The 25,054-nt window shown below is 69.5% G+C and carries 18 protein-coding genes; 12 read left to right on the forward strand and 6 right to left on the reverse strand.

What is annotated here, in order from left to right:
• The first annotated feature begins 51 nt into the window (after positions 1-51).
• Positions 52-1,335, forward strand: a complete 1,284-nt coding sequence (locus tag AC1RTO_RS07895) for an oligogalacturonate lyase family protein (RefSeq protein WP_493160268.1) — start codon at positions 52-54, stop codon at positions 1,333-1,335.
• Between the two features lie 15 nt (positions 1,336-1,350).
• Here the strand turns inward: AC1RTO_RS07895 and AC1RTO_RS07900 are convergent, their stop codons facing one another.
• Genes AC1RTO_RS07900 through AC1RTO_RS07915 form a run of 4 tightly spaced genes read right to left on the reverse strand, consistent with a single transcriptional unit; the run spans position 1,351 to position 5,139 of the window.
• Positions 1,351-2,193: an alpha/beta fold hydrolase gene (locus tag AC1RTO_RS07900; protein ID WP_493160269.1), complete on the reverse strand. Its 843-nt coding sequence runs from the start codon at positions 2,191-2,193 to the stop codon at positions 1,351-1,353.
• Positions 2,190-3,206, reverse strand: a complete 1,017-nt coding sequence (locus AC1RTO_RS07905) for an NADP-dependent oxidoreductase (RefSeq protein WP_493160270.1) — start codon at positions 3,204-3,206, stop codon at positions 2,190-2,192. Before AC1RTO_RS07905 ends, AC1RTO_RS07900 begins: the two co-directional genes overlap by 4 nt.
• Entirely contained in the window at positions 3,203-4,309 is a 1,107-nt protein-coding gene (locus tag AC1RTO_RS07910; protein ID WP_493160271.1) for an alkene reductase, read from the reverse strand. The genes AC1RTO_RS07905 and AC1RTO_RS07910 overlap by 4 nt, the downstream gene beginning before the upstream one ends.
• A 50-nt stretch (positions 4,310-4,359) precedes the next feature.
• Complete coding sequence (locus AC1RTO_RS07915) at positions 4,360-5,139, reverse strand: SDR family NAD(P)-dependent oxidoreductase (RefSeq protein ID WP_493160272.1); 780 nt, start codon at positions 5,137-5,139, stop codon at positions 4,360-4,362.
• Positions 5,140-5,243: 104 nt separating this feature from the next.
• Between AC1RTO_RS07915 and AC1RTO_RS07920 the strand changes: the two genes are divergently transcribed.
• Together AC1RTO_RS07920 and AC1RTO_RS07925 are read left to right on the forward strand one after the other, a co-directional pair.
• Positions 5,244-5,861, forward strand: coding sequence for a TetR/AcrR family transcriptional regulator (locus tag AC1RTO_RS07920; protein ID WP_493160273.1), 618 nt, complete (start codon positions 5,244-5,246; stop codon positions 5,859-5,861).
• Positions 5,858-6,313, forward strand: coding sequence for a PaaI family thioesterase (locus tag AC1RTO_RS07925; protein WP_293878391.1), 456 nt, complete (start codon positions 5,858-5,860; stop codon positions 6,311-6,313). Before AC1RTO_RS07920 ends, AC1RTO_RS07925 begins: the two co-directional genes overlap by 4 nt.
• A gap of 18 nt (positions 6,314-6,331) precedes the next feature.
• Here the strand turns inward: AC1RTO_RS07925 and AC1RTO_RS07930 are convergent, their stop codons facing one another.
• Positions 6,332-7,084: a FadR/GntR family transcriptional regulator gene (locus AC1RTO_RS07930; RefSeq protein WP_493160274.1), complete on the reverse strand. Its 753-nt coding sequence runs from the start codon at positions 7,082-7,084 to the stop codon at positions 6,332-6,334.
• Positions 7,085-7,267: 183 nt separating this feature from the next.
• Between AC1RTO_RS07930 and AC1RTO_RS07935 the strand changes: the two genes are divergently transcribed.
• Positions 7,268-10,273: a TonB-dependent receptor gene (locus AC1RTO_RS07935; protein ID WP_493160275.1), complete on the forward strand. Its 3,006-nt coding sequence runs from the start codon at positions 7,268-7,270 to the stop codon at positions 10,271-10,273.
• 51 nt (positions 10,274-10,324) lie between these two features.
• Here AC1RTO_RS07935 and AC1RTO_RS07940 read toward each other — a convergent pair whose 3' ends face one another.
• Positions 10,325-13,078 (reverse strand): glycosyl hydrolase 115 family protein, encoded by a 2,754-nt coding sequence (locus AC1RTO_RS07940; protein WP_493160276.1) that lies wholly within the window; start codon positions 13,076-13,078, stop codon positions 10,325-10,327.
• A gap of 130 nt (positions 13,079-13,208) precedes the next feature.
• Here AC1RTO_RS07940 and AC1RTO_RS07945 point away from each other — a divergent pair, with 130 nt between their 5' ends.
• From AC1RTO_RS07945 to AC1RTO_RS07980, 8 genes are all read left to right on the forward strand, one after another.
• A complete protein-coding gene (locus AC1RTO_RS07945; protein WP_493160277.1) occupies positions 13,209-15,410 on the forward strand; it encodes a GH92 family glycosyl hydrolase in 2,202 nt (733 codons plus the stop codon).
• Positions 15,411-15,622: 212 nt separating this feature from the next.
• Positions 15,623-16,198: an RNA polymerase sigma factor gene (locus tag AC1RTO_RS07950; protein WP_493160278.1), complete on the forward strand. Its 576-nt coding sequence runs from the start codon at positions 15,623-15,625 to the stop codon at positions 16,196-16,198.
• Positions 16,195-17,148, forward strand: coding sequence for a FecR family protein (locus tag AC1RTO_RS07955; RefSeq protein ID WP_493160279.1), 954 nt, complete (start codon positions 16,195-16,197; stop codon positions 17,146-17,148). The genes AC1RTO_RS07950 and AC1RTO_RS07955 overlap by 4 nt, the downstream gene beginning before the upstream one ends.
• 85 nt (positions 17,149-17,233) lie before the next feature.
• On the forward strand, positions 17,234-20,005 hold the full coding sequence (locus AC1RTO_RS07960) for a TonB-dependent receptor (RefSeq protein ID WP_493160280.1): 2,772 nt from the start codon (positions 17,234-17,236) through the stop codon (positions 20,003-20,005).
• Positions 20,005-21,339 carry an alpha/beta hydrolase family protein gene (locus tag AC1RTO_RS07965; RefSeq protein WP_493160281.1) on the forward strand — a complete coding sequence of 445 codons (1,335 nt, stop codon included), beginning with the start codon at positions 20,005-20,007 and terminating at the stop codon, positions 21,337-21,339. Before AC1RTO_RS07960 ends, AC1RTO_RS07965 begins: the two co-directional genes overlap by 1 nt.
• A complete protein-coding gene (locus AC1RTO_RS07970; protein WP_493160282.1) occupies positions 21,339-22,640 on the forward strand; it encodes a family 1 glycosylhydrolase in 1,302 nt (433 codons plus the stop codon). The genes AC1RTO_RS07965 and AC1RTO_RS07970 overlap by 1 nt, the downstream gene beginning before the upstream one ends.
• Positions 22,637-23,674 carry an alpha/beta hydrolase gene (locus AC1RTO_RS07975; protein ID WP_493160283.1) on the forward strand — a complete coding sequence of 346 codons (1,038 nt, stop codon included), beginning with the start codon at positions 22,637-22,639 and terminating at the stop codon, positions 23,672-23,674. The genes AC1RTO_RS07970 and AC1RTO_RS07975 overlap by 4 nt, the downstream gene beginning before the upstream one ends.
• 21 nt (positions 23,675-23,695) lie before the next feature.
• On the forward strand, positions 23,696-25,042 hold the full coding sequence (locus tag AC1RTO_RS07980) for a hypothetical protein (RefSeq protein WP_493160284.1): 1,347 nt from the start codon (positions 23,696-23,698) through the stop codon (positions 25,040-25,042).
• Positions 25,043-25,054: the final 12 nt, after the last annotated feature.

Genomic DNA, 25,054 nt, shown 5'->3' on the forward strand with positions numbered 1-25,054 from the left:
GCGATGATGGACGGATCGACACGACGCGCGTTTCTGGGTGCCGCCGCTGCCATGACCGGTACGGCGATGGCAGGCGCGCGCGCGATCGGACAGGGGCCGGCCGGCGTGCCACCGCGGGAATGGACCGATGCGAAGACCGGCCGCCGCATCGTCCGCCTGTCCGGCGACGAGGGTGGCAACAAGCTGTATTTCTATCGCAACAGCTTCACGCCGCAGGGCGACCTGATCGCGATGTCGAGCCCGCGCGGCATCGTGCTGGTCGACCTCAAAACGCACGCCCGCCGGCTGCTGGTGGCAGACCCGCGGGCCGACCTGATGTTCACCGCGCGCCGCTCGCGCACCGTCTTCTACAGCGTGTCCGATCCGGGCGAAGGGCAGCCGACCGACCGGCCGCGCACCTTCTTCGCGGTCGACGTCGACAGCGGGCGCAGCCGCCGGATCGCGCGGATCGAGGCGGGGCAGATCGGCGCGGTCAACGCCGACGATACGCTGTTCGTCGGCACCGTCGCCTATGGCGATGCGCCGTTACAGCCCGACCTGCCGGACCCACGCAACCGCCGCTTCGGGCAGGCGGAATATGCCGCGGTAGGCCCCGACGGGCGACCGCTCAACTTCGCCAAGGCGAAGGGGGTGCGCATGCTGCAACGTTGGGCGGCGCGCGTGCCGATGGAATTGTTCGTCATCGACCTCAGGACCGGGCAGCGCCGCGTCATCCACACGGCGAAGGACTGGCTCAACCATCCGCAATTCTCGCCGACCGATCCGGGCCAGATCATCTTCTCGCACGAGGGGCCGTGGCACCGCGTCACCCGCATGTGGCGCATCCGCACCGACGGCAGCGGCCTGGCGGCGACGCACGATCGCACGATGAACATGGAGATCTGGGGCCACGAATTCTTCAGCCCTGACGGCAAGTGGCTATGGTACGATCTCCAGACGCCGCGCGGGCAGGTGTTCTGGGTCGCCGGGCTGGAGCTGGCGACCGGGCGTCGGCTGTGGCGACGGGTCGATCGGAACGACTGGTCGGTGCATTTCAACGTCTCGCCCGACCGGCGGCTGTTCGCGGGCGACGGCGGCGATGCCGACATGGTCGCGCACGCGCCGGACGGCAAATGGATCGTGCTGCTGACCCCCGAGCCGGTCGTCGACGGGGAGACGCAGGCCTACGATCCGGCGCTGGTGACGCCCGAATATATGCGATCGGCCCGCCTCGTGGACATGTCCGCACACGATTACCGGCTGGAGCCGAACGTCACCTTCACCCCCGACAGCCGCAGCCTCGTCTTCGGATCGAACATGCACGGCCAAAACCACGTCTATCGCGTGTTCCTCTAGCCCGGACGTGCGGCGTCATTCCGCCAAGAACGCTCGCGCCTTGCCGAGGAATGCATCGTGATACTGGAAGATGCCACCATGCCCGGCATCGGGATAGAGGACGAGCTCCGCACCGGGAATGCGACTTGCAAGGTCGCGCGAATTCTCGCTCGGCACCATGATGTCATGATCGCCGTTCGCGACGAGCACCGGCGTGCGGATCGTCTCGAGCGGCTGCGGTGCCTGCAGCCCCCATGCCTTGATCGCCGCGAGCTGCGCCAGGAAGGGCGGCAGGCCGACCGCCTTGTCGCGATCCGCGGTGCGCAGCTTCAGCCGCGCGAGAAAGGCCCTCGCCGCGCGCCGGCCGTTCGCGCTGGCGGTGAAGAACAGATAGGTCTTTGGATCGCGGAAGGTGACGATCCCCTTCAGGATCAGCGGCCAGGACACCGCACCCACCCGCTCGATGCCGACGCCGCCGGCGGGCCCCGTCCCCGCCAGGATCGCGCGGCGGACGAGGTCGGGCGCGTCGAACAGGATCTGCTGCGCGACGAAGCCGCCGAAGGAGAAGCCGATCAGGTCGACCGGCCCGGCGCCGAGGGCGCGAATCGCGGCGATGACGTCCTGCGCCGTGGCGGCGATGGTGCGTGGCGCCTTACCCTTCGATGCGCCGATGCCGCGATAGTCGAGCGCATAGACCGGCCGATCCGCGGCCAGCCCTTCGACGATCGGCGGATCGAAATTGTCGAGGTTCGCGCCCCAATGGTTGAGCAGCACGACCGGCACGCCGCTGTCCGGCCCGAGGCGGCGACAGGCGAGCGACGTGTCGCCCGCGGGGATCGTCTCCGTCGGCACCGACGCCCAGTTGGCGCGCGCGGTCATGCCGATGCCTCCGGTCGGATGGTGACGACGACCTTGCCCTTCGCCCGGCCGCTGTCGACATAGGCGATGGCATCGTTCAGCGCGTCGAAGGCGAAGCGGCGATCCACCACCGGCTTGATCGTGCCGTCGTCGATCAGCGCGCCGAGCTGCGCCAGCTGGCCGCCATCGGCGTGCATGAACAGGAAGGAATAGTCGACGCCCGCCCGCTTCGCCTTGCGGCGGATGCCCGCGCTCAGCAGGCGCATGACCAGCCGCAGGACGGGATTGAGCCCCTGCGCCCGGGCAAAGGCGGGATCGGGGGGCCCTGAGATCGAGATCAGCTTGCCGCCGGGCTTCAAGACCTTGAGCGATTGCTGCAGCGTCTTGCCGTCGAGGCTGTTGAGGACGACGTCATAGTCCGACAGCAGGGTCGAGAAGTCCTGCGTCCTGTAGTCGATGACGACATCGGCGCCGAGGCTGCGGACGAGGTCGGCGTTGGCGGCGCTGGCGGTGGTCGCCACCGTCGCGCCGAGATGTTTGGCGAGCTGGATCGCGACCGTGCCGACGCCGCCCGAACCGGCGTGAATCAGGACCTTCTGCCCGGGCTTCAGGCCGGCGCGTTCGACCAGCACCTGCCACGCGGTCAGGCCGACGAGCGGAATCGACGCCGCCTCCGCCATCGACAGCGTGACGGGTTTGCGGGCGATGTCCGCCTCGGCGACCGCGATCCGCTCGGCGAAGGTGCCGATATGGCCGTCGCGCGGGCGGGCATAGACCGCGTCGCCGACCTTGAAGCGGTGCGCGCCCGCGCCGGTCGCCACGACGACGCCGGCAAGGTCGTGGCCGAGGATGACGGGCGGCTTGTACGGCAGGATCGGCTTGAACGCGCCGTCGCGGACCTTGCCGTCGAGCTGGTTGATCGCGGTCGCATGCACCTCGACCAGCACTTCGCCCGCCCCTGGCACCGGATCGGGCGTCTCGGTCGGCGTCAGCGCCCGTCCCTTGCCGTAGGAATCGAGGCGGAATGCCTTCATGCTGCATGCTCCCGGGCATCGGCCGTCGCGGCGACCGGATAATCCGTATACCCCTTTGCACCGCCGCCGTACAATGTCTGCGGATCGATCTGTGCCAGCGGCAGGCCGTTGCGCAGCCGCGCGACCAGATCCGGATTGGCGATAAACGGGCGACCGAAGGCGATCAGCTGTGCCTGTCCTTCGGCTAGGTAGCGTTCTGCCAGAGGCTGATCGAAGCCGTTGTTGGCGATGTAGGTGCCGCGGAACCGGCTGCGCAACGCCGCATAGTCGAACGGCACGGCATCGCGCGGGCCGCCGGTTTCGCCCTCGACGACATGGATATAGGCGATGCCGAGCGCGTCGAGCCGCTCGACGATATGCTCGTACAGCGGCTGCGGATCGCTGACGGACGTGCCGTTGGCGGACGCGACGGGCGACATGCGGATACCCGTCCGCTCCGCTCCGACCTCGCGCGCCACCGCCTCGGTGACCTCGATCATCAGCCGCGCGCGGTTCGCGATTGATCCCCCGTATGCGTCGGTGCGATGGTTGGCGCCGTCCTTGGCAAACTGTTCGAGCAGATAGCCGTTGCCGGCATGCACCTCCACGCCGTCGAAGCCGGCGGCGATCGCGTTGGCGGCGCCACGCCGAAAGTCGTCGACGATACCGGGGATCTCGCCCAGTTCGAGCGCGCGCGGCTCGGATACGTCGACGAACTGGTTGTTGACCACCGTCTTCGTTGCGGCGCGGATCGCGGAGGGCGCGACCGGCGCCGCACCGTTCTCCTGCAGGTCGACGTGGCTGACCCGCCCGACATGCCACAGCTGCAGGACGATGCGGCCACCCTTCGCATGGACCGCATCGGTCACCTTGCGCCACCCTGCGACCTGCGCGTCGGTGTAGATGCCGGGCGTATCCTGATAGCCCTGCCCCTGCTGCGACACCTGCGACGCTTCGGTGATGATGAGCCCCGCCGAGGCGCGCTGGCCGTAATATTCGGCCATCAGGTCGGTCGGCACGAGGCCGGCACCGGCACGGTTGCGCGTCAGCGGCGCCATCACGACACGGTTGGCAAGGCTGACGGGGCCGAGGTCGTAGGACGAGAAGAGGCTGGGTTCGGACATGACGGGGGTCTTTCGCAGGTCAGGGGAGACGGGTCGGGATATCGCCGGGATCAGGCGGTGTAGCGCGGCGCGGGACGGTTCTCGCCGAAGCCGGGCAGCATCGCCTGCCGCGCGCCCTGGAACGCCTGCCACAGGTCGCCATCGTGGAGCGGCGGGATCGTCACGCCTTCGCGGGCATCGAAGCCGGCGAGCGCGGCATCGACCATCGCGCCGACGTCCATCATCGGCGGCAGCGACGCCTCGTCGGCGCCCGCCCGGCCCCACAGCTCGGTTGCCGTTGCGGCGGGCAACACCGCTTGGACATAGACGCCCTTCGGCCCCAGTTCGAGCGCCAGCCCCTGCGACAGGAACAGCACGAACGCCTTGGTCGCGCCATAGACCGTCATGCCCAGTTCCGGCGCCAGCCCGACCACGGAGCCGATGTTGACGATCGTGCCCTCGCCGCGCGCGGCAAGCCGCGGCGCGACCGCGCTGGCGAGCCGCGCGACCGAGGTGGTGTTGAGGGCGATCAGCCGGTCGATCGCATCGGTGGTCTGGTCGACGAACCCGCCGCCCAGCCCGGCCCCGGCATTGTTGACGAGCGTGCCGATCCGGTCATCCTCGCGCAGCCGCGCCTCGACGCGTGCGAGCTGGTCGGGCTGCGTCAGGTCGGCGGGCAGGACATCGACCGCGACGCCCGTCTCGCCCGTCAGCTTCGCTGCCAGCGCCTCGAGCCGCGCGGTATCGCGGGCGACGAGGACGAGGTCGTGGCCGCGGCGTGCGAAGCGATCGGCATAGGTCGCGCCGATTCCGGTAGAGGCGCCGGTGATGAGGATGGTAGACGTGGTCATCGAAATGCCCTTTCGGTGTGGACCGCCCTATTGATGATGGGCGTCATGATTGCTAAATGTGATGGCGATCATGAAACTGTCAACGGGGCAGGTGGAGAAATTTTATGAAGGTCAGTCGCGAGCAGATGGGGGAAAACCGCCGCCGCATCCTGCGCGAGGCGAGCCGACTGTTCCGCGACCGCGGCTTTGCCGCGGTGACCGTCGCCGACGTGATGAAGGCGGCTGGGCAGACGCACGGCGGTTTCTACGGGCATTTCCGGTCCAAGGACGATCTGATCGCCGCGACGGTCGCCGACACGCTGTCGGTCGAAGTGACCGCGATGGCGGATATCGAGGCGTGGACCGACAGCTATCTGTCGCCGCTGCACCGCGAGAATCCAGCGCAGGGCTGTCCGATGGCGAGCCTTGCGGGGCTGATGCGTCAGCAGGCGCCGGAGGCGCGGGCCGCGATGGCGCATGGGCTGGACGTGCACATCCACCGCTTCGCCGATTGCCTGGCCGGGGAGGACGATGCCGAGCGGCGCCGCGCCGCGATCGGCCGGTGGGCGGCGATGGTCGGCGCCGTGGTGCTATCGCGCGCGGTCGGCGACGCGACGCTGGCTGACGAGCTCCTGACCGAAACCCGGGCGTGGATCGCCGCGCAACCGCCGCATGGCCCCGCCCCGCACGCCCCCGTCGATCCGGCAGGCCCGGTCGCTATCGAACAGGATGCTCGCGCATGAACGTGCTGACCGACCATGCCGATCTCGACGGCCACGACCAGCTCGCGGCGCTGATGGCCGCCAACCGTCATCCCCCGATCGGCGAGACACTGGAATTCGCACTGGTCGAGCTGGAGCGCGGCCGCGTCGTGTTCGAGGGCTCGCCGTCGCGCAAGGTCTTCAATCCAATCGGGTCCGTTCATGGCGGCTATGCCGCGACGTTGCTCGACAGCGCCTGCGGTTGCGCCGTCCATTCCAGCCTGCCGGCCGGTCAGGGCTATACGACGCTGGAGCTCAAGGTGTCATACCACCGCGCGCTGACCGAGACGAGCGGGCCGGTGCGCGCCGAAGGCAAGCTCGTTTCGCTGGGCCGGCGGGTCGGTTTCTCCGAGGCGCGGCTGGTCGATGCGCAGGGGCGGCTCTGCGCCTCGGCGACGTCGACGCTGCTGGTCTTTCCGATGGGCGGCGGCTGACCCGATACCGCCGCGCGGTCAGGCGTGCAGCCGCCGTTCCAGCGCGCCGCGCTGCTGCTCGATCTCCGACCGGGCGCGGCGCAGCGCCTCTACCTCGGTCGCGGCCAGCAGATCCTCGACGACGCGCTTCAGGTGGCTGCGCATCGCGGTACGGGCCGCGGCCGAATCGCGGGCGCGCAGCGCGTCGACGATCAGGCGATGCTCCTCGACCCGCGGGTTGACGCCCTCGCGGCGCGCTTCGGCAAACATGTGCGCGCTGAGCGGAGACCGTTCGCGCAGGCCCCACAGCATCTCGACCACGGTCGCGATCACGGTATTGCCGGTGGATTGCGCGATCGTCAGGTGGAACTGGCGGTCCGCGGCCATCGCGTCCGCGCCCGAGGGATCGCAGGTCGCCATGTCCGCCAGCACGCGGTCCAGCGCGCCGAGCGTCTCGTCGTCGATCATCGTCGCGGCGACCGCGGCCGCCTCGCCCTCGAACAGGATGCGCGCCTCCAGCAGTTCAAACGCGCCGATATCGAGTTCGGCCGGCGCGGGCGGCTGGGCCGGCGCGGCGGTGACGTAGAGGCCGGATCCGTGCCGCGCCTCGACCAGACCGCGAATCTCTAGCGCGATCATCGCCTCGCGGATCGTCGGCCGGCTGACGTTGAACTCCTCCGCCAGCTCGCGTTCGCCGGGCAGGCGGGTGCCGATGCCGTGGCGTCCCTGGTCGATCGCCTCGACGATCGCATTGACGACACGCTGATAGAGTTTTTCGGGACGCGGTTTCATGCCCCAACCAATCTCACGGCGGATGGATTGACACAATAGCCGAGCTGATCCAGATTGGCCTTGCCAAAAGGAACGGCCAATTTTCCGGTAATCACCCCGGACGATGGATCGGACCCGACGGCGGCCGGACCCTTATCAGGGCTGGTCGATCGGAGCCGCAGCTTCGTACAGGGGAGGGACAGGATGACATTCGCTACCGTTACCGGAGCGCGGCCGATGGTCGCCGCACTGCTGGCCGCCACCATGCTGTCCGGCACGCCGGCCTGGGCGCAGCAGGACACCGCCGCGCCGGGCAATCCGCCCAGCCCCACGGTCGCGACGCCGGCCAACCCCGCCCAGACCACCGCCGCCGACCCGCAATCGCAACCCGCATCCGCCGATGACGGCGCCTCCACCGACATCGTCGTGACCGGTTTCCGCCAGAGCTATGCCGACGCGATCCGGTCGAAGCGCAATGATATCGCAATCACCGACGGCATCTCGTCCGACGGGCTCGGCCGCTTCCCCGACCTCAACGTCGGCGAGGCGCTGCAACGCGTGCCCGGCGTGCAGATCAACCGCGAGGCGGAGGGGCGCAACGCCACGATCAACCTGCGCGGCCTGCCCGGCGAATATGCCAAACTGACGATGAACGGCGTCGCCTTCGCCGAACCGATACTGACCGAGGCCGCACCGCTCGGCGCGTTCAACGCCGACATCTTCAGCGCGATCGTGATCGACAAGTCGCCGCTCGCCAACGCGCAGTCGGGCGGCCTGTCGGGCAACGTCGACCTCCAGATCGCGCCCGCGCTCAGCCGGAAGGAGGGCGGGTTCGCAAAGGTGGCAATGGAATACAACCAGCTGGGCGACAAGTTCGCGCCGGCTGCCACCCTCGGCTACAACCACCTGTTCTCCGACAGCTTTGCGATCTTCGGCGTGGCCGCCTACAAGCGCGAGAACTTCCGCCGCGATACGGTGCAGTACAACAGCTATTCGCAATTCTCCGCCGCGCAGGCGCAGGCGAATGCCGCCGCGCTCGGCGCTTATTACCCGCGCTCGGCCGCCTGCCCGTCCTGCACCGGCACGACGACGACCGCCGGCGTCCTCTACAATTCGCAGCTGCGCCAATATTCGCGCGAAAATCCGGGCGACCTGTATACCGGTGCCGCCGGCGCCGAATGGAAGCCGGACGACAAGACGCGGTTCGGCCTGACCGGTTTCTACACGGATCGCCGCCTGCCCAAGACGATGCAATATCTCTCGATCGTCGGCAACAACGACGCCAGCGTGCTGACCCCGCGCTCGACGCCGGTGCAATTGAACGACGGCCGCTACGTCGTCACCGATTTCGACTTCGCCAACCCCGACGCGCGCGCCTCGACCCGGCGGCTCGGCATCCGCCAGCGCGCCTGGGGGCTCAACGGCAAGGCCGAATGGAGCGACGACGTCTGGCGGCTCAGCACGGTGCTGACCGCGTCGAAGGCGGACAACCAGTCTGAAGAGACGTCGATCGATTTCGACCGGCTCCAGACCGCGGCCGGCAACGGCGCCAGCGGTTCGCTGCGCACGGGTGCCGGCAACGTCGACGACCTCGCCTATACGCTGGCGCCCGACCCGCTCATCACCAGCGCGGTGCCGGCCTGGGTGTGGGGCGGCGTCGGCGATCCGACCCAGTTCTACAATTCGGCGACCGCCTCGGCGCGCACCAACCGGCTGCAGCTGACCGGCACGCAAAGCTATGCCAGAAACGACCTGCTCGCCTATCAATGGGATGCGGAACGTAGCTTCACCAACAGCGTCTTGACTGGCATCCAAGCCGGTTTCCGGTTCGAACACAACAAGTTCCGCTCGGAGGGCTATCGCACCCAGGCGTTCGGCATCCAGACGCAGAACATCGACGGCAGCTTCCTCGAAACCTCGCCGACGGTCGACGATTTCTTCGGTGGCAAGGCGGGCAGCTACAGCCGCAACTGGCAGGTCACGCGCTACGATTATGCGATCGCCAAGCTGTTACCGGTGACGCTCTATCCGGGCGGCGGGCTGTCGCCGGCGGGGTTCAACATCCGCTACAACGACAACAATTACGCGCTCTACAATTTCACCAACCAGACCGATCTCGCGATCGGCTATGCGCAGGTCAAATACGAGCTGCAGCTGGGCGGGGTGCGCATCCGCGGCAATGGCGGCCTGCGCTACGAACAGGCGCACAACCGCATCGACGCGCTCGACCGCATCTCGCTGACCGGGACGATCGGTTCGCCCGCGGACTTCCGGACGAACACCTACACCAACACCTATGGCAAGCTGCTGCCATCGTTCATCCTCGTCGCCGACCTGACCGACAAATTGCTGCTGCGCGGCGCCGCCTATCGCACCTATGTCCGCCCGCAGCCGCGCCAGTTCACGCCGTCGACGATTGTCGGCAATCCGACCAACGGCGTCTACGCTGTGACGCTAGGCAATCCGGGGCTGAAACCGTATGATTCGACCTCGCTCGACGTGTCGGTGGAATGGTACAACCGGCCGAGCGGCATCGTCTCGCTGGCAGGCTTCCAGAAGCGGATCACCGGGCTGATCGCGCAGGTGACCGATCCGACCCGGCTGTGCCCCGCGGACGCGTCCGAGCTGGGACTGGGGACGCTACGCGTCAACGGCGACCGGTGTGAAAGCAGCCTGATCTACACCGGCGGCGCGGTGCCGACGCCGTTCCTCGTCGCCGCCAACGGCTTCGTCAACCAGACCAGCCCGATCACCGTGCGCGGCCTCGAATTCAACGTCCAGCAGACGCTCGATTTCCTGCCCGGCGCGCTGCGGCATCTCGGCGGCGGCTTCAACTACGCCTTCACCGACATCAGCGGCAGGACCGCGACCGGCGCGCAGGCGACGCTGCCCGGCGTGTCGCGGCACAATGCCAATGCCATCGGCTATTACGAAACCGACGGCTATGGCGTGCGGCTGGTCTACAACATCCGCAGCAAATACGACCTCGCCTCCGCCGGTACGTTCACCGGCGCGGCGCGGCAGGTGCGCCAGCGCGGACAGCTCGACCTGTCGGCATCGTACAACGTCAACGACGCCATCTCGCTCTCGTTCGACGCCTACAACCTGACCAATGCGATCCGTGTCGAATATGAGAACGATCCGCGCCTGATCCGCCGTGCCGACTATGACGGCCGCACCTTCACGATCACCGCGCGCGCGACCTTCTAGGCTCCCCCAACTGCGGCGCCCCCTTCCCGGGGGGCGCCGTTTTCGTTCGCCTCAGCGCGCCGCGCCGTAGCGGGGCCGGGCACGGTCGAGCACGACGTCGATCCGGTCGAGCATGACGCCGGGGTCGAGCGCCGCGATCGACAGCCGGTGCGTCCCCGCCGCCAGCATCGGCAGCGCCACGGTCGCGACGCTGGTGTTGGTCAGCACGTTCTGCCGCCAGCGATCGCTGCGGCCATGCGTGGCGAGGTCGAGCGTCACCGGCGCCGCGCCGTCGATGCTGACGGCGACTCGCAGGCCGCGCGACGGATCGACCGGATGCGTCGGCAGCGCCACGACCCGCAGGTCGGCATCGGATGCGGTCACCGTCGCGAAGCGATAGGTCGCGGGACGCGACGCGGCATCGGCGGGCAGGCGCAGCGGCGCGCGCAGGCTCGCGCCCAGGCTGCCGAGCCCGGCGATCCGCTCCCATGCGCCGGTCGTCCCCGCCGCCGCGGGGATGGTGACCCGGCGTTCCTGCTCGACGATATCGCCCTCGCCGACGCGCGGCAGCAGCGCCACCGGCAGCGTCAGCCGCTGCGTGCCGCAGCCCAGCCGGATCGGCCCACCCTGCCCCGTACCGTCGTAGCGCAACGTCAGCCGCATTTCGTAATCGCCGCGCGCGGTGAGCGTGCCGGCGGTGGCCGACAGCGACAGGCCGGCCGGCGGCGCCTCGGCGCGCCACGCCAGATCGACCGGCTGCCGCGAGAACAGCGTGACCTGCCGCTCGCCGGGGATGCCGCGGGTGAAGGCGGCGACATTGCCGTCCCCCATCCACGCGCCCCAATGCGTCAGCACGCAGCCCGTCTGCGTCGCGGGGATCGTCCATTGCGGCCATGCCGGTTCCTGGAAGACCGGCAGCTGGCGCGGCGCCATGTCCATGATCCCGCGCCATTTCCCGCCGGCGAGCGCGTTATAGGCCGCGGTGTCGGCGACCAGCCCGGCATGCGCCCGCCGCGCCCGCTCGACATAGGCGTTGGTCCCGGCGCGATACTGGCGTGCGTAGAGCGCGGCGAGGTCGAGCGACAGGATGCGATCGTTGAGCCCGGCGGCGCCGCGGACCGGATAGAGCACGAGTTCGAAAAAGGCGTCGCGCCGGTCGGCGGGCATCCGCGCCGCCACCGCCTCCGCCCGTGCGGCGAGCGCGCGATAGGCGGCGAGCCGGTCCTGCGCCTCGCCCCCGTCGGCGGTGACGTAGCCGGTAGGGCGGTTCGGCGTCACCCATTCGGTTTCGCCGAAGCCCATGAATTCGGGCTTCCGCTCCCATGCCAGGTCGTAGAAGCGCATCATGATCGCGGCGATCTCCGATGCGTCCGTGGTCCCGAACTGCTCCGCCATGAACCGCGTCAGATGCGCCTCCGGCCGGTCGGCGAACAGCCGGTCGTCGAAGGCGAGATCGAGGAAATATTGCGTCAGATATTCGATCGGCTTGATGTCGCCGACGTTGACGATCCACATCCGCCGGGCGTCGGTATCCCAGGCGCGGCCCATCTGTTCGCGGATCAGCGCGGGATGCGTGGTGCCGAGCCACAGATAATCGTGCGGACGCCCCCAATAGGACAGGTGGTAATAGACCCCCGCCCCGCCCGGCCGCCTCCGCTCCGCCGTATTGCTCAGCCGCCGCAGCCAGCCGTAATTGTCGTCGGTCCACATCAGGGTGACATCCGCCGGCACCTTCAGCCCGGCGTCATAGGCCTCCTGCAATTCGTGATAGGCGACGAACACCTGCGGAATGTCGGCGATCGGCCGCCCGAGCGTGGTCGAGAGCAGCGACTGCTGCACGCCGAACACCTTTTCGAGGACCGCCTGCCGTTCGGCATTGGTCTCGGCCCCCTGCATCGGGCCGTCATGGATGCCACGCAGGCCGAGCGTGTAGATATCCTCCTGCGCGCGCGTCGCCGCCACGCGCTCGCGCCAGTAATCGGCGATCGCGTCTGGGCGGCGGGTGAAATCGAACCCGCCGCGTAAGGCTTCGTCCCATTCGCGCAAATTGTTGCGCATCATCGGTTCGGCATGGCTGGTGCCGATGACGATGCCATAGGCGTCCGCCAGCGGCGCATTGCCGGGATCGCCGTAGAAGGGCGTCGAGATGCTGTGCATCGCCGGCCACAGTGTGTTGGCCTTCAGCCGCCACATCAGCTCGTAGACGCGGGCATAGGTGCGCGGCCCGATATTGCCCTTGGCGGGATCGTAGGTGCGCGCGGCCCAAGGTTGCAGCCCCCAATCCTCGTCGTTGAGGAATATCCCGCGATAGCGAACTGACGGCGTGCGCGAGACGACCGGCGCATCGTCGATCGTTACCCGGGCGCGGCGGCGCGGGGTGACGTCCGCCCACCAGTTCCACGGCGACACGCCGATCGCCCGTGACAGGTCGGTCACGCCATAGATCGCGCCGCGCCGGTCGGACCCGGCGATCAGCAGGATCGTCCGCCCGCCGCTGCGGATCGTCCGCCGGACGTAGCGCTCCCAGCCGCCCTGCAGCACCGACAGGTCGATGCGATGTGCCCGCGCCAGCGCCGCGACCGCCGGATCGTCGTGAAGGCCGATTAAGATGCAGGTGTCGCGGCACGCCGAATCGCTGGTGGCGACCGCCGGCCGGGTCGCGCCGACCGATACCAGATCGTCCGCCAGCATCGCCGCGACGATCGGCCCCGTCTCGCCCAGGCCATGGTGGACGATCGTCGTCCGCTGCAGCGAGACGGGCGCCGCCACGGCGGTGCCGCCGCTCGCCGCGCCGGCCAGCAACAGGGGGATCAGGCGCCGGGTCATCATCATCTCCGTCACAATTGGATATGCCAGTCTGCGCCGGCATGCAGGCTCTGGTCATGCCACTCACTTGGCGTTACGTCGAGTGCGCGCACGATCGGACGGACAGGTCGGCGGCAGACAGGAGAGGCCGATGACCGCCACCCCCCGCTTCGCCCGACCGGCGCTGGCCACGCTCGCGTGGCTGCTGGCGACCGCCGCGACCCCGCCGGCGCCGCCCCGCGATCTCTATCTCTACGTCGATCCGCGCATCGGCACCGGCAACGACGACCAGGGCGATACCGTGCCGGGGCCGACCCGCCCGGCCGGGTCGATCCACCCGAGCCCACAAACGCTGGTCGGCAGCAACGCCGGCTATGACAAGGACGCGCCGATCAGCGGTTTCGCGCAACTGCACACGCAGGGGTCGGGCGGGCGCACCACCTATGGCACCTTCCTCGTCTCGCCGCAGACCGGCGATCCCATCTTCGCCGAGGCGCAGCATCTCTCGCCGAAGGCGGACGAGCGGCTGGCGGCGGATACCTATGCCGTCACCCTCGCCCGCTACGGCATTCGGGCGGAGATGACGCCGGCACCCTTCGCCGCGCTCTATCGTTTCACCTATCCGGCGGGTGCGCCGGCGACGATGGTGTTCGACGTCACCCGCAAGATCCGCGGCGAGCTGGCGAGCGCCGGCGCTGATATCGCGCTCGATCCCGCCACCGGGCGGATCACCGCCCGCGTCCGTGCCAGAAGCTACTGGAACCCCGCGGAGGTCGACATCTGGTTCGTCGCGCAGCTGGACCGCAAGCCGACCCGCTGGGGCGTGCACGTCGGCGGCGAGGACCGGCCCGGCGCGGCCCGCGCCACCGCCCCCGCCGACACGCAGCTCGCCGGCTGGTGGCAGTTCGACGCGACGCCGGACCGGCCCGTCATGATGAAGGTCGCAGTGTCCTTCACCAGCGCGGAGCGCGCCGCCGAGCTGCTGGCGGAGGACATTCCCGGCTGGGACTTCGACGCGGTTCGCCGCGACACGCAGGCGGCATGGAACCGCGAACTGGCGCGTGCGACGATCGACGGCGTCGGGGCGGCGGACAAGCGCCGCTTCTACACCGCGCTGTTCCACACCGCCGTCCAGCCGCGCGACCGCACCCGCGACCAGCCGCCCGCCGAACGCGCGAGCCCGCACTGGGACGATTATTACACCCTGTGGGATACCTATCATACCGGCTTCCCGCTGATGACGCTGATCCGCCCCGACGCCTATCGCGGCAACGTCGCCTCGATCGTGCGGACGTTCGAACGCTATGGCGCGGCGCACACCGCCTTTATCGCCGGGCGCAACTATCATGTCGGCCAGGGCGGCGACGAGGTCGACAACGTCCTCGGCGAAGGGCTGATCCGCGGCGTCACCGGTATCGACTGGTCCCGGGCGGCGGCGGTGTCGCTGCACAATGCCGTCGAGGAACGGCGCCCGCGCTATCTGATTCAGGGCTGGTTCGCGGTCGGCGATCGCAGTCCGGAGCCCGACAACCAGCGCGCCAAGTCGGGATCGTCGACGCCGGCGTTCGCGCTCAACGACTTCTATGCGGCCTGCCTCGCCGCCGCCGCGGGCAGGACGGACGATGCGGCGATGCTGCTGCGGCGATCGGGGAACTGGCGCAACGTGTGGAACCCGGCGGCGACGAGCGACGGCTACAGCGGCTTCGTCATGCCGCGCTATCCCGACGGCCGCTTCCAGCCGCTCGATCCGAAGCTGGGCTGGGACGGCAAGACCTACGACAATGTCGGATTCTACGAGGGGACGGCCTGGGTCTATTCCTATGCGATGCTCCACGACATCCCCGGCATGATCGCGGCGATGGGCGGGCGCGACCGGTTCGTCGCGCGCCTGCGCCACGCGCTGGATGCGAACCTGATCGACATCACCAACGAGCCGAGCTTCGCCACCCCATGGCTGTTCAGCGACGTCGGCCGCCCCGATCTGGCGAGCTATTGGGCCGACCGCATCTTCCGCCGCTTCACGCCGGACGCCTATCCGGGCGACGAGGACAATGGCGCGATGAGCTCGCATTATGTCTTCAACCGGCTCGGGTTGTTCCCCAAGCTGACCACCGACCTCTATTATCTCCACGCGCCGCACCAGCCGCGCGGGGTCATCACGACGGAAGGAGGCCGGCGCTTCGCGATCGTCGCCCGCAACTGGAAGCCGGGGCGCATCTACATCGCCGCGGCGACGCTCAACGGCCGGCCGCTGACCGTCCCGTTCCTGCGCCAGGCCGATATCGTCGCCGGGGGCGAATTGCGGCTGACGCTGTCGGACCGGCCGACCCGATGGGCGCAGGGCACGCGCTAGGATCGGCGCCCCATCGGATCTGTTGCCTTGGTCAACGGAGGCGGAGACGCCCGCCGCATCCATGCACGCAACGGCTTCACCTGCGTCGCCACCGCGTGGCATGATACGTTCGGCGAACCGCTACAGGGCGAGACATGGCAAGTGACGCTACCGCCACCCACCGGCACCGGCTGATGTTACGGCTTCGGCGTCGCCATCCGTCTAGGTCGGCAATGACGGACGACGCCGCGATCAAACACTGGTTCACGCAGGAGGTGCTGCCGCTCGAGCGCGACCTCGTGCGGTTCATCGCGCGCCATTGCCGCGACGGCGCGGATATTCCCGACGTCCGGCAGGAGGTGTACGAACGCGTGCTCACCGGATCGCCGGCCGATGGCCCGCGCTCGACCCGCAGCTACGTTTTCACCGTCGCCCGCCACGTCCTGATCGACCGCGCGCGGCGCGCCAAGATCGTCTCGTTCGAACAGATCGCCGATATCGACACCGTCGACGCGCAGGTCGACGTGCTCGCCGAGGACCGCCACATGACGGCGCGCGACGAACTGCGCCGCGCGATGCTGGGCCTCGAACAATTGCCGCCGCGCTGCCGCGAGGTCGTGCGCCTGCGCAAGGTCGAGGGGCTGAGCATCCGCGAGACCGCCGACCGCATGCAGGTCAGCCATCATACGATCGAGCGGCAGCTGACGCTGGGCCTGCGCGCGCTCGCGAACTTCATGCTGGGCGGCGACGCCCGGATCAACCGCCCGCCGGCGCGGGTCGCCGCACTGGTCCGGAAGGCCGATCGATGAGCGCCGCCCGCGAAATCGAACAGCAGGCCGCGCACTGGCTGGTCGCGCGCGAACAACCCGGCTGGTCCGCCGAGCGCGCGCAGGCGCTCCAGACCTGGCTCGACGACAGCATCGCGCACAAGGCGGCGTTCTGGCGGCTGGAGGCCGGCTGGCGTGCCGCCGACCGCCTCGCCGCGACGCGCGGCGCCCCGGCGGCGGCGCAGCGATCATGGATGCCGGCACCGGTCTGGGCCATCGCCGCGGCGCTGGTCCTCGTCTGCATGGCGGCGCTCGCGCTGTGGCAGTTCCGCCCGGACGGGGACGCGCCGACGATCCGCATCACGACCACGGTGGGCATGCGGCGACAGGTCGCGCTCGCCGACGGCAGCGCGGTCACCGTCAACACCGCCAGCACGCTCCGCGCCGCCTTCGCCAGGGGGGAGCGCCGCGTCTGGCTTGATCGCGGCGAGGCCTATTTCGAGGTCGCGCATGACCGGCGCCACCCGTTCGTCGTCTTCGCCGGCGGGCGGAAGGTCACCGTGCTCGGCACCCGATTCTCGGTCCGCCGCGACGGCGGCACGGTCACCGTCGCGGTCGCCGAGGGGCGCGTGCGGGTCGAGGATTCGGACCCTGCGGCACCGGAGCGCGCCGCGATCATCACCGCCGGCGACGTCGCGATCGCGCGCGGCCAGTCGATGCTGCTCGCCGACCGCTCCGAACAGCGGGTGCAAGACGCGCTCGCCTGGCGTCGCGGCATGCTGACCTTCGACCAGGTGACGCTGGAACAGGCGGCGTCCGAATTCAACCGCTACAACCGCCGCCAGATCCGGCTCGGCGATGCGCAGGCCGCCCGGCTGCGCATCGGCGGATCGTTCGAGGCGACCAATGTCGAGGCCTTCACCCGCCTGCTCCACGACGCCTTCGGCCTCACCGTCACCAGCGATCCGGACGGCGTCACGATAAAATCCTGACGGTGCGTTACGGCTTTCGTCCAGCCGTTCGTCTGATCCCGTGGCGGCACGAAGAGGCCGGCGGGACATAACAAAAGGGGGGGATATGCGTCAGTCACATGCGCTCGCGATTCTGATGGCGACCAGCGCGATCGTCGGGGCGGTGCCGGCCGCGGCACAGGCCGAAACGCGCAGCACGCTGCGCACCTATGCCATCGATGCCGGCAGCATGAAGGCGGCGCTCGACGCCTGGGCGCGCCAGTCGAGACAGCAGATCCTGTATCGCACCGACGAGGTCCGCACGCTGCGGTCGCCGGGGGTGCGCGGGCGGCTCGCCGATACCGATGCGCTGGGTCGCATCCTGTCGGGATCGGGGCTGCGCATGCATCGCGACGCCTCGGGTGCGATCGCCGTCACCCGCCCCGTCGCCTTCGCCAGCACCGGCGTGCAGGACGTGGCCGTCGCGCCGTCGACCCCCGAACGGGAGCCCGCCGCCGCGCAGGCGACCGGCGGCATCGAGGATATCGTCGTCACCGCGCGCCGCACCGAGGAACGCGCGCAGAAGGTGCCCGTCTCGCTGACCGCCTTCACGCAGAACACGATCCGCGAAAAGGGGATCAACACCGCCACCGACCTGCAGAATTTCACGCCGTCACTGACCGTGCTCGGCAATGTCGCCCGCAATCAGGAAACCTATACGATCCGCGGCATGGGCGGCGGTGGCGGCGCGGGCACCGGCAGCGGCCCGGGCGTCGTCGGCTATTTCGCCGAGGTGCCGTCCTCCGCGAGCGGCCCCGGCAGCTTCTACGACCTCGCCTCGCTACAGGTGCTCAAGGGCCCGCAGGGCACGCTGTTCGGCCGCAACACCACCGGCGGCGCGGTGCTGCTCGAACCGGCGCGGCCGAAGATGAACACGGTCGAGGGCTATGTCGAGGGCACGCTCGGCAACCTGCGCCGCCGCAGCGCACAGGGCGCGCTCAACGTGCCGATCGTCGACGACATGCTCGCGGTGCGCGTCGCCGGCCAGTTCGACAAGCGCGACGGCTACGTCCGCGACGTGCTGACCGGACGCGACTATCTGAACCGCGACAATTACTCGCTGCGCCTCGGCGTGCAGTTCAACCCGACCGATACGATCAACAGCTACACCGCGGTCAATTACATCCACGTCGATGAACATGGCGGCGGCAGCATCCTGCTCGCGGTCCGCCCGGGCAGCCCCTATGCCGCGCTGCTCCAGCCCTATCTGGCGCAGCAGCAGGCGCGTGGGCCCCGCCTGACCTCGACGGGCGTGAACACGTTCGAAAAGGCCCGGAACCTGCTCGTGCTCAACAACACGACGTGGAACCCGGTCCCCGAACTGACGATCAAGAACGTCTTCAGCTATGGCCGCAGCCGTTCGACCAGCGCGACCGACCGCGATTCGACGCCGCTGCCGATCGCCGACCTGCTCGGGGCGTTTCCCGGCAAGTACAACAACAACCTGCGGACGATCACCGAGGAACTGCAGGCGCGCTACGACAACGGCCGCTTCTCGCTGCAGGGCGGCGGCTTCTACCTCGACGAGAAGAGCCCCTCGCCGCTCACCTTCCTCACCGTCAATCCGTTGCAGGCGGGCGGCATCCTCGGCGGCGGACCGATCGTCCTGCCGGGCGTCGTCCAGACCCTGCTCGGCGTCAACGGCCCGCTGCTCCCCGCGCTCAACATCCAGCCCGACGCCTCGGTCCGCGGCCGCAGCAAGGCGCTCTACGCGCAGGCGCAATACAGGATCGTGCCGACGCTGACCGCGACCGCGGGGTTCCGCTGGACGTGGGACAGTTTCGGCGGCGACATCCAGAGCTATCAGGACGCGCAGAGCTTTCAGGTGTTCAACCGCCTCGCCGCGCTCGGCATCGTCTCGCCGGCGCAGGCGGCGCAGGTGATCGGCCTCAACGCAAACCTGTGCGTCTACGACGCCTTCCTCGCGGTTGCGGCGGGCGGCTTCCCGTCGCTCAAATATCCCAATTGCACCTCGCCGACGTTCAGCGGCAAGAGCGACGGGCCGACGTGGCAATTGGGCCTCGACTGGCAGGCCGACCCGCAGACCCTGGTCTATGCGGTGTCGCGCCGCGGCTACAAATCGGGCGCGAACAACCCGATCGTCACGCTGTTCCTCGGCAGCGACTATCCGCTCGCGCCGGTCAAGCCCGAACGGGTGACCGATGCCGAGATCGGGCTGAAGCGCGACTGGACGATCGGCGGGGTGCAGGCGCGCACCAACATTTCCGCCTTCTACACCTGGTTCAACGATGTGCAGGTGATCCAGCGCGCCGCGATCGCGGGGGCGGACATCCTCGCCAACGCCAAGAAGGCGCGCGTCGTCGGCCTCGAATTCGAAGGGCTCGTCATCCCGTTCAAGCCGCTGACGATCAGCGGCACCTATTCGTACAACGACGCCAAGTTCCTCGATTACGTCACCATCCCGATCCCTGCGATCCCGTCGGCGCTGACCGCGGCGCAGCCGTCGCGCGACCTGTCGAGCACGCCCTTCACCTTCGTCGCGCGGCACAAGTTCAGCCTCGACGGGCGGCTCGCGTTGCCGATCGCGGCGGCGGAGGGGGATATGGCGATCCGCGCGACCTGGTCGTGGCAGTCGCGCCAGCGCGTCGCGCCGGATGCGCAGCCGTTCGACACGATCGATCCCTATGGATTGCTCAACCTGCGGCTCGAATGGAACCAGATGCGGGGGGCGCCGCTCGATCTGGCGATCTACGGCACCAACGTGCTCGACAAGGCGTACCGGATCACCGCCAACACCGGCTACAACAATTCCGGGTTCAGCAATTCGATCTATGGCGAGCCGGCGCAATATGGCCTGTCGCTGCGGTATCGCTTCTGATGCGCCGGCCGCTGTCCGCCGCGCTCGTCGCGCTGCTGCTCGCGTCATGCAGTCCGGGCCCCGAACGGCGCACGATCACGCCCGACCAGCAGCAGCTGATCGACCGCATGGGCCGCGCCGGCGCCGCCGCGATCGACGCCAACGGCCGTGCCGATGGCGGGATGAGCGTCGCCGGCACGCTCGCCGGCCGGCCGTTCGGCATCGCCGTCCCCGCCCGCTGGAACGGGCAGGCGGTGCTGTTCGCCAACGGCTATTCGATCCCCGGCAGCCCGGTGTCGGTGCCCGCCGATCCGGTCGAGAAGGACCCGTCCGGCGGCTTCCTCACCGCTGCGTACAAACAGGGGTTCGCGGTCGGCCAGAGCGCCTTCGACAAGCCGGCGATGGCGGTGAAGAGCGGCGTCGCCAACACCTTGCGGCTGCGCGGCTGGTTCGAACGGCTCGGCACGACGCGCTTCTACCTCGGCGGCGCGTCGATGGGCGGCAACATCGTCATGGCGCTGATCGAGCAGCACCCCAAGGCGTTCGCCGGCGCGATGAGCGCCTGCGGGGTTACCGGCGACTGGGATACCGAGGTCGGCAGCCTCGTCGACCTGCGTGCCGTATATAACTATTACGCGCGTGGCACCGAATACGAACTGCCCGGCAATCACGACATCGCCGCCAACGGCGTCTCTCCCACCCCGCCGACTGGCTTCGGCTTCGCACGCAATCCGTGGCTGTTCTGGCAGCTCAAAAAGATGAGCGGGACGATGGCCGACCTGTTCAAGGCCGCCCGCGCCGACCCGTCCGGTCCCGAGGCGCGGATGGTCGCGCGGATCGCATCGGTGGCGCAGGCGGATGCCGATCCCGCCAGCTTCATCTTCCCGATCATGACCGTGATGGTCAGCATGGAGGATATGCGCGCCAGCTTCGGCGGGGTCGTCTACGGCAATGTCGGCAAGGTCTATGACAGCCCGCTGCTGAACCCGCGGGAAAAGGCCGCGCTCAACGCCGGTATCCAGCGCATCGCCTCCGACGCGCCCGCACGCGCCTTCGCGGTGCAATGGCACCGGTCGACCGGGCGCTTCACCACGCCGCTGGTCGCGGTCCACAACCGCCACGACGGCCTCGTCTTCGCGCAACAGGCGCTGCTGTTGCGGCAGCGGGTCAGGGCCGCCGGCAACCAGGCGCATCTGTTCCAGCTGTGGGCGCCGTCGCTGCAAAAGGACATTCCCGGCACCGGCCTCAAGGGCTGGGCGCATTGCGGCTTCAACCCGCGGCAGGCGGCGGTGCTGTGGAACACGCTGCACGGCTGGGTCGAGAGCGGCACCAAACCCACTCCGGGAGTCTATTGATGATCGATCGGCGACAGGCGCTGGCGCTCGGCGCGGCGACGATGGCGGCTCCGGCCCTCGCATCACCCCGACGCGACGCATTCCTGTGGGGCGCGGCGACCGCGGGGCATCAGGTCGAGGGCAACAACGTCAACGCGGACATCTGGCTGCTCGAACAGATGAAGCCGACGCTGTTCGCCGAACCCTCGGGCGATGCCTGCGACAGCCTCCACCGCTGGGATCAGGACGTCGCCATCGTGCACGCGCTGGGGCTCAACGCCTATCGCTTCTCGGTCGAATGGAGCCGGATCGAGCCCGCCGAGGGGCAGTTCAGCCAGGCGTGGCTCGATCATTACGCCCGCATCGTCGATCGCTGCCGCGCGTCGGGCCTCGCGCCCGTCGTGACGTTCAACCATTTCACCACGCCGCGCTGGTTCGCCGCGCGCGGCGGCTGGGAGGCCGGCGACGCGCCCGCGCTGTTCGCGCGCTATTGCGACCGCGTCGCCCGCGCGCTCGCCCGCGGGATCAGCCATGCGCTGACCTTCAACGAACCCAACCTGTCGATCAGCGGCCCGTGGTCGCGGTTCCAGCCCGACGCCCGGGCCAGAGCGGCGACGCAGGCGATGATCGCCGCGGCGGCGAAGGCGTCGGGTTCGGACCGCTTTTCCCTGCTCAACGGCGGCGATCCGACGCCGATGATCCCCGGCCTGCTGCGCGCGCACCGGCTGGGGCGCGAGGCGATCAAGGCGGTGCGCGGCGACCTGCCCGTCGGCCTCAGCCTCGCCATCTCCGACGACGTCAGCGTCGACGGCGACGCCATGCTCGCCGCCAAGCGCCGCGCCTATTACGAACCCTTTTTCGAGGCCGGGCGCGACGACGATTTCATCGGGGTGCAGACCTACGAACGCACGTACCTCGGCCCGGACGGCCCGGTCGACACGCCCGCCGCCACCCCGCGCCGCGCCGACGGCAAGCCCTACGAACCCGCAGCGATCGGCGGATCGATCCGCTACGCGTACCGCGCCACGGCCAAGCCGATCCTCGTCACCGAAAACGGCATCGACGCCGGCGACGATCGCGAACGCGCCCGCTTCATCCCCGCCGCGATCGCCGCGGTCGAGGCCGCCCGCCGCGACGGCGTGCCGGTGCTCGGCTATATCCACTGGTCGCTGCTCGACAATTTCGAATGGCTCAGCGGCTACAAGCCCCGCTACGGCCTCGTCGCGGTCGATCGCACCACCTTCACCCGCACCGTCAAACCCAGCGCGCACGTCCTCGGCCGCATCGCGCAGGCCGGCGGCACGCAAGGAAAACCGTCATGATCCGCCGGCTGCTGCCCATCGCCCTGCTCGCCACCCCCGCCGCGGCGCAGGACCCGGTCACGCAGGTGCCGGCCTTCCGCCTGCCGCCGTCCAGCCAGCTCAGCCCCGCCGCCCGGCAGGTGCTGACGCGCATGGACGCGGCGACCGCCCCCGCCACGATCGCCGGCGACGTCGCGAAGCAGCGCGCCTTCTACGGCGCCTGGAACGACGACCGCCTCGCCGAGATGCGACGCCGGTTCCGGACGACGGTGCGCCACGCCACGATCGGCGGCGTCGGCGTCGACGACGTCGTGCCGCAGGCGGGCATCGCGCCCGCCAACGCCGCCCGCGTCCTCATCAACGTCCATGGCGGCGCCTTCATGTGGGGCGCCGGCAGCGGCGCGCTGGTCGAGGCGATCCCGATCGCCGCGACGATGCGCATCCGCGTCGTGACGGTCGATTACCGCCTCGCCCCCGAACACCGTTACCCGGCAGCATCCGAAGACGTCACCGCCGTCTATCGCGACCTGCTCAAACGCTACCGGCCGGAGAATATCGGGATCTACGGCTGTTCGGCGGGCGGCGTCATCACCGCGCAGGCGACCGCGTGGATCGCCAGACAGGGCCTGCCGCGCCCCGGCGCGCTCGGCACCTTCTGCGGCACCGGCGCGGCCTATAGCGGCGACAGCCCCTATCTCGCCCCCGCGCTCGCCGGCAACGCCCCGCCCGCGGTCCCCGCTCTGCCCACGACGCTGCCGGTCAGCTATATGGAGGGCGTGCCGGCGGACGATCCGCTCGCCTATCCGCTGGCGTCCCCGGCGCAGATCCGGGCGATGCCCCCCACCCTGATGCTCGCGGGCGGGCGCGACTTCGCGGTCAGCGCGCTCACCCTCGCGCACCGTCGCCTCACCGCGGCGGGCGTCCACAGCGAGCTCCAGCTGTTCGACGGCCTCCCCCACGCCTTCTTCATGTGGCCCGACATGCCCGAATCCGACGAGGCGTTCGGCACCATCGCCCGCTTCTTCGACGCGCAGCTCGGTCGTCGCCCCCGCTGATCCTAGTCAGGAGACATTCGCATGCCGCTTCGCCTCGCCGCCCTTCCGTTCGCGCTGCTCCTCGCCACGCCGGGCATGGCCCAGACACCGCCCGCACCCATGACGCTCACCGCGGCGCAATCCGCCCTCGTCGCCAAGGCCCGCGCGAACGGCGCGACCGACGTCGTCACCCGCCCCGCGCCCGCCGGCGGCATCACGTTGGTCGGCAAACTGGAGGGTGACCAGTTCGCCCTTGCCGTGCCCGCCGGATGGAAGGGCGACGGGCTGGTCTATGCGCACGGCTATTCGACCCCCGGCACGCCGGTCGCGGTATCCGAGGACCCGACCGCCCCCGGCACCGCAGGCGGGATGATGCGCTTCGCCTATGACGACGGCGTCGCGGTCGGCCACAGCGCCTATGACAAGGACGGGCTCGGCGTGGAGACGGGCACGATCAACACCAAGCGGCTGCGCGATTTCCTCGTCCGGCTCGGTGCGCGGCGCGTCTATGCCACCGGCGATTCGATGGGCGGCGGCATCGTCGTCACTTTGCTCGAAACCTGGCCCGGCGCCTTCGCCGGCGGGCTGGCGCGATGCGGCGTCGTCGGCAGCTGGAAGACCTTGCTCGGCCAGCTCTACGACATGCGCGCCGCCTATAACGTCCTCACCAAGGGCACGCCCTATGCGCTGCCCGGCGAACAGGACATCCGCCGCTCCGCGCTCTCGACGACCCCGCCGGCGGGCAGCGCGATGGATGCGAAGACCTATGGCTGGACGCAGCTGACCCGCATCGCGACCCCCGTGCTCGCGCTGTTCGACGCCGCGCGGAAGGACCCCGCCGGGCGCGAGGCGCGCATCCTGAAACAGGTCGCGGCGATCGGCGGCTTCGACGTCGATCCGGGCTCGATCGCCTTTCCGCTCGTCACCGTCGCGCTGGGTGCGGACGACATGGCGGCGACCGCCGGCGGCCTGCCCTATGGCAATGTCGGCAAGGTCTATGCCAGCGATACGCTGACCCCGGCGGAGGCGGCGGCGCTCAACCGCGATATCCAGCGCATCGCCGCCTCCCCCGCCGCGCTCGCCTATATGACCCGCTGGCACGAGACGAGCGGCAAGATCGCCGATCCGCTGGTGACGATGCACAACAGCATCGACAGCCTCGTCCCCTATGCGCAGGAGGCGATGCTGACCGCTGCGGTGCGCAAGGCGGGCACGACGCGGCTGCTCGCCGAATATCCGGTGCCGCCGCTGCGCGCGCCGCTGCCGGTCGGCGGGGTCGAGGCCTATACGCATTGCGGCTTCACGCCCGCGCAGACGAAGGCGGCATGGACCGTGCTGCGCGGCTGGGTGGAAACCGGCACACGGCCGGCCGCCGATGCGGTCAAGTGATTGCACGGGTGA

It is taken from the genome of Sphingomonas sp. GW821-FHT10F09, assembly GCF_058809195.1.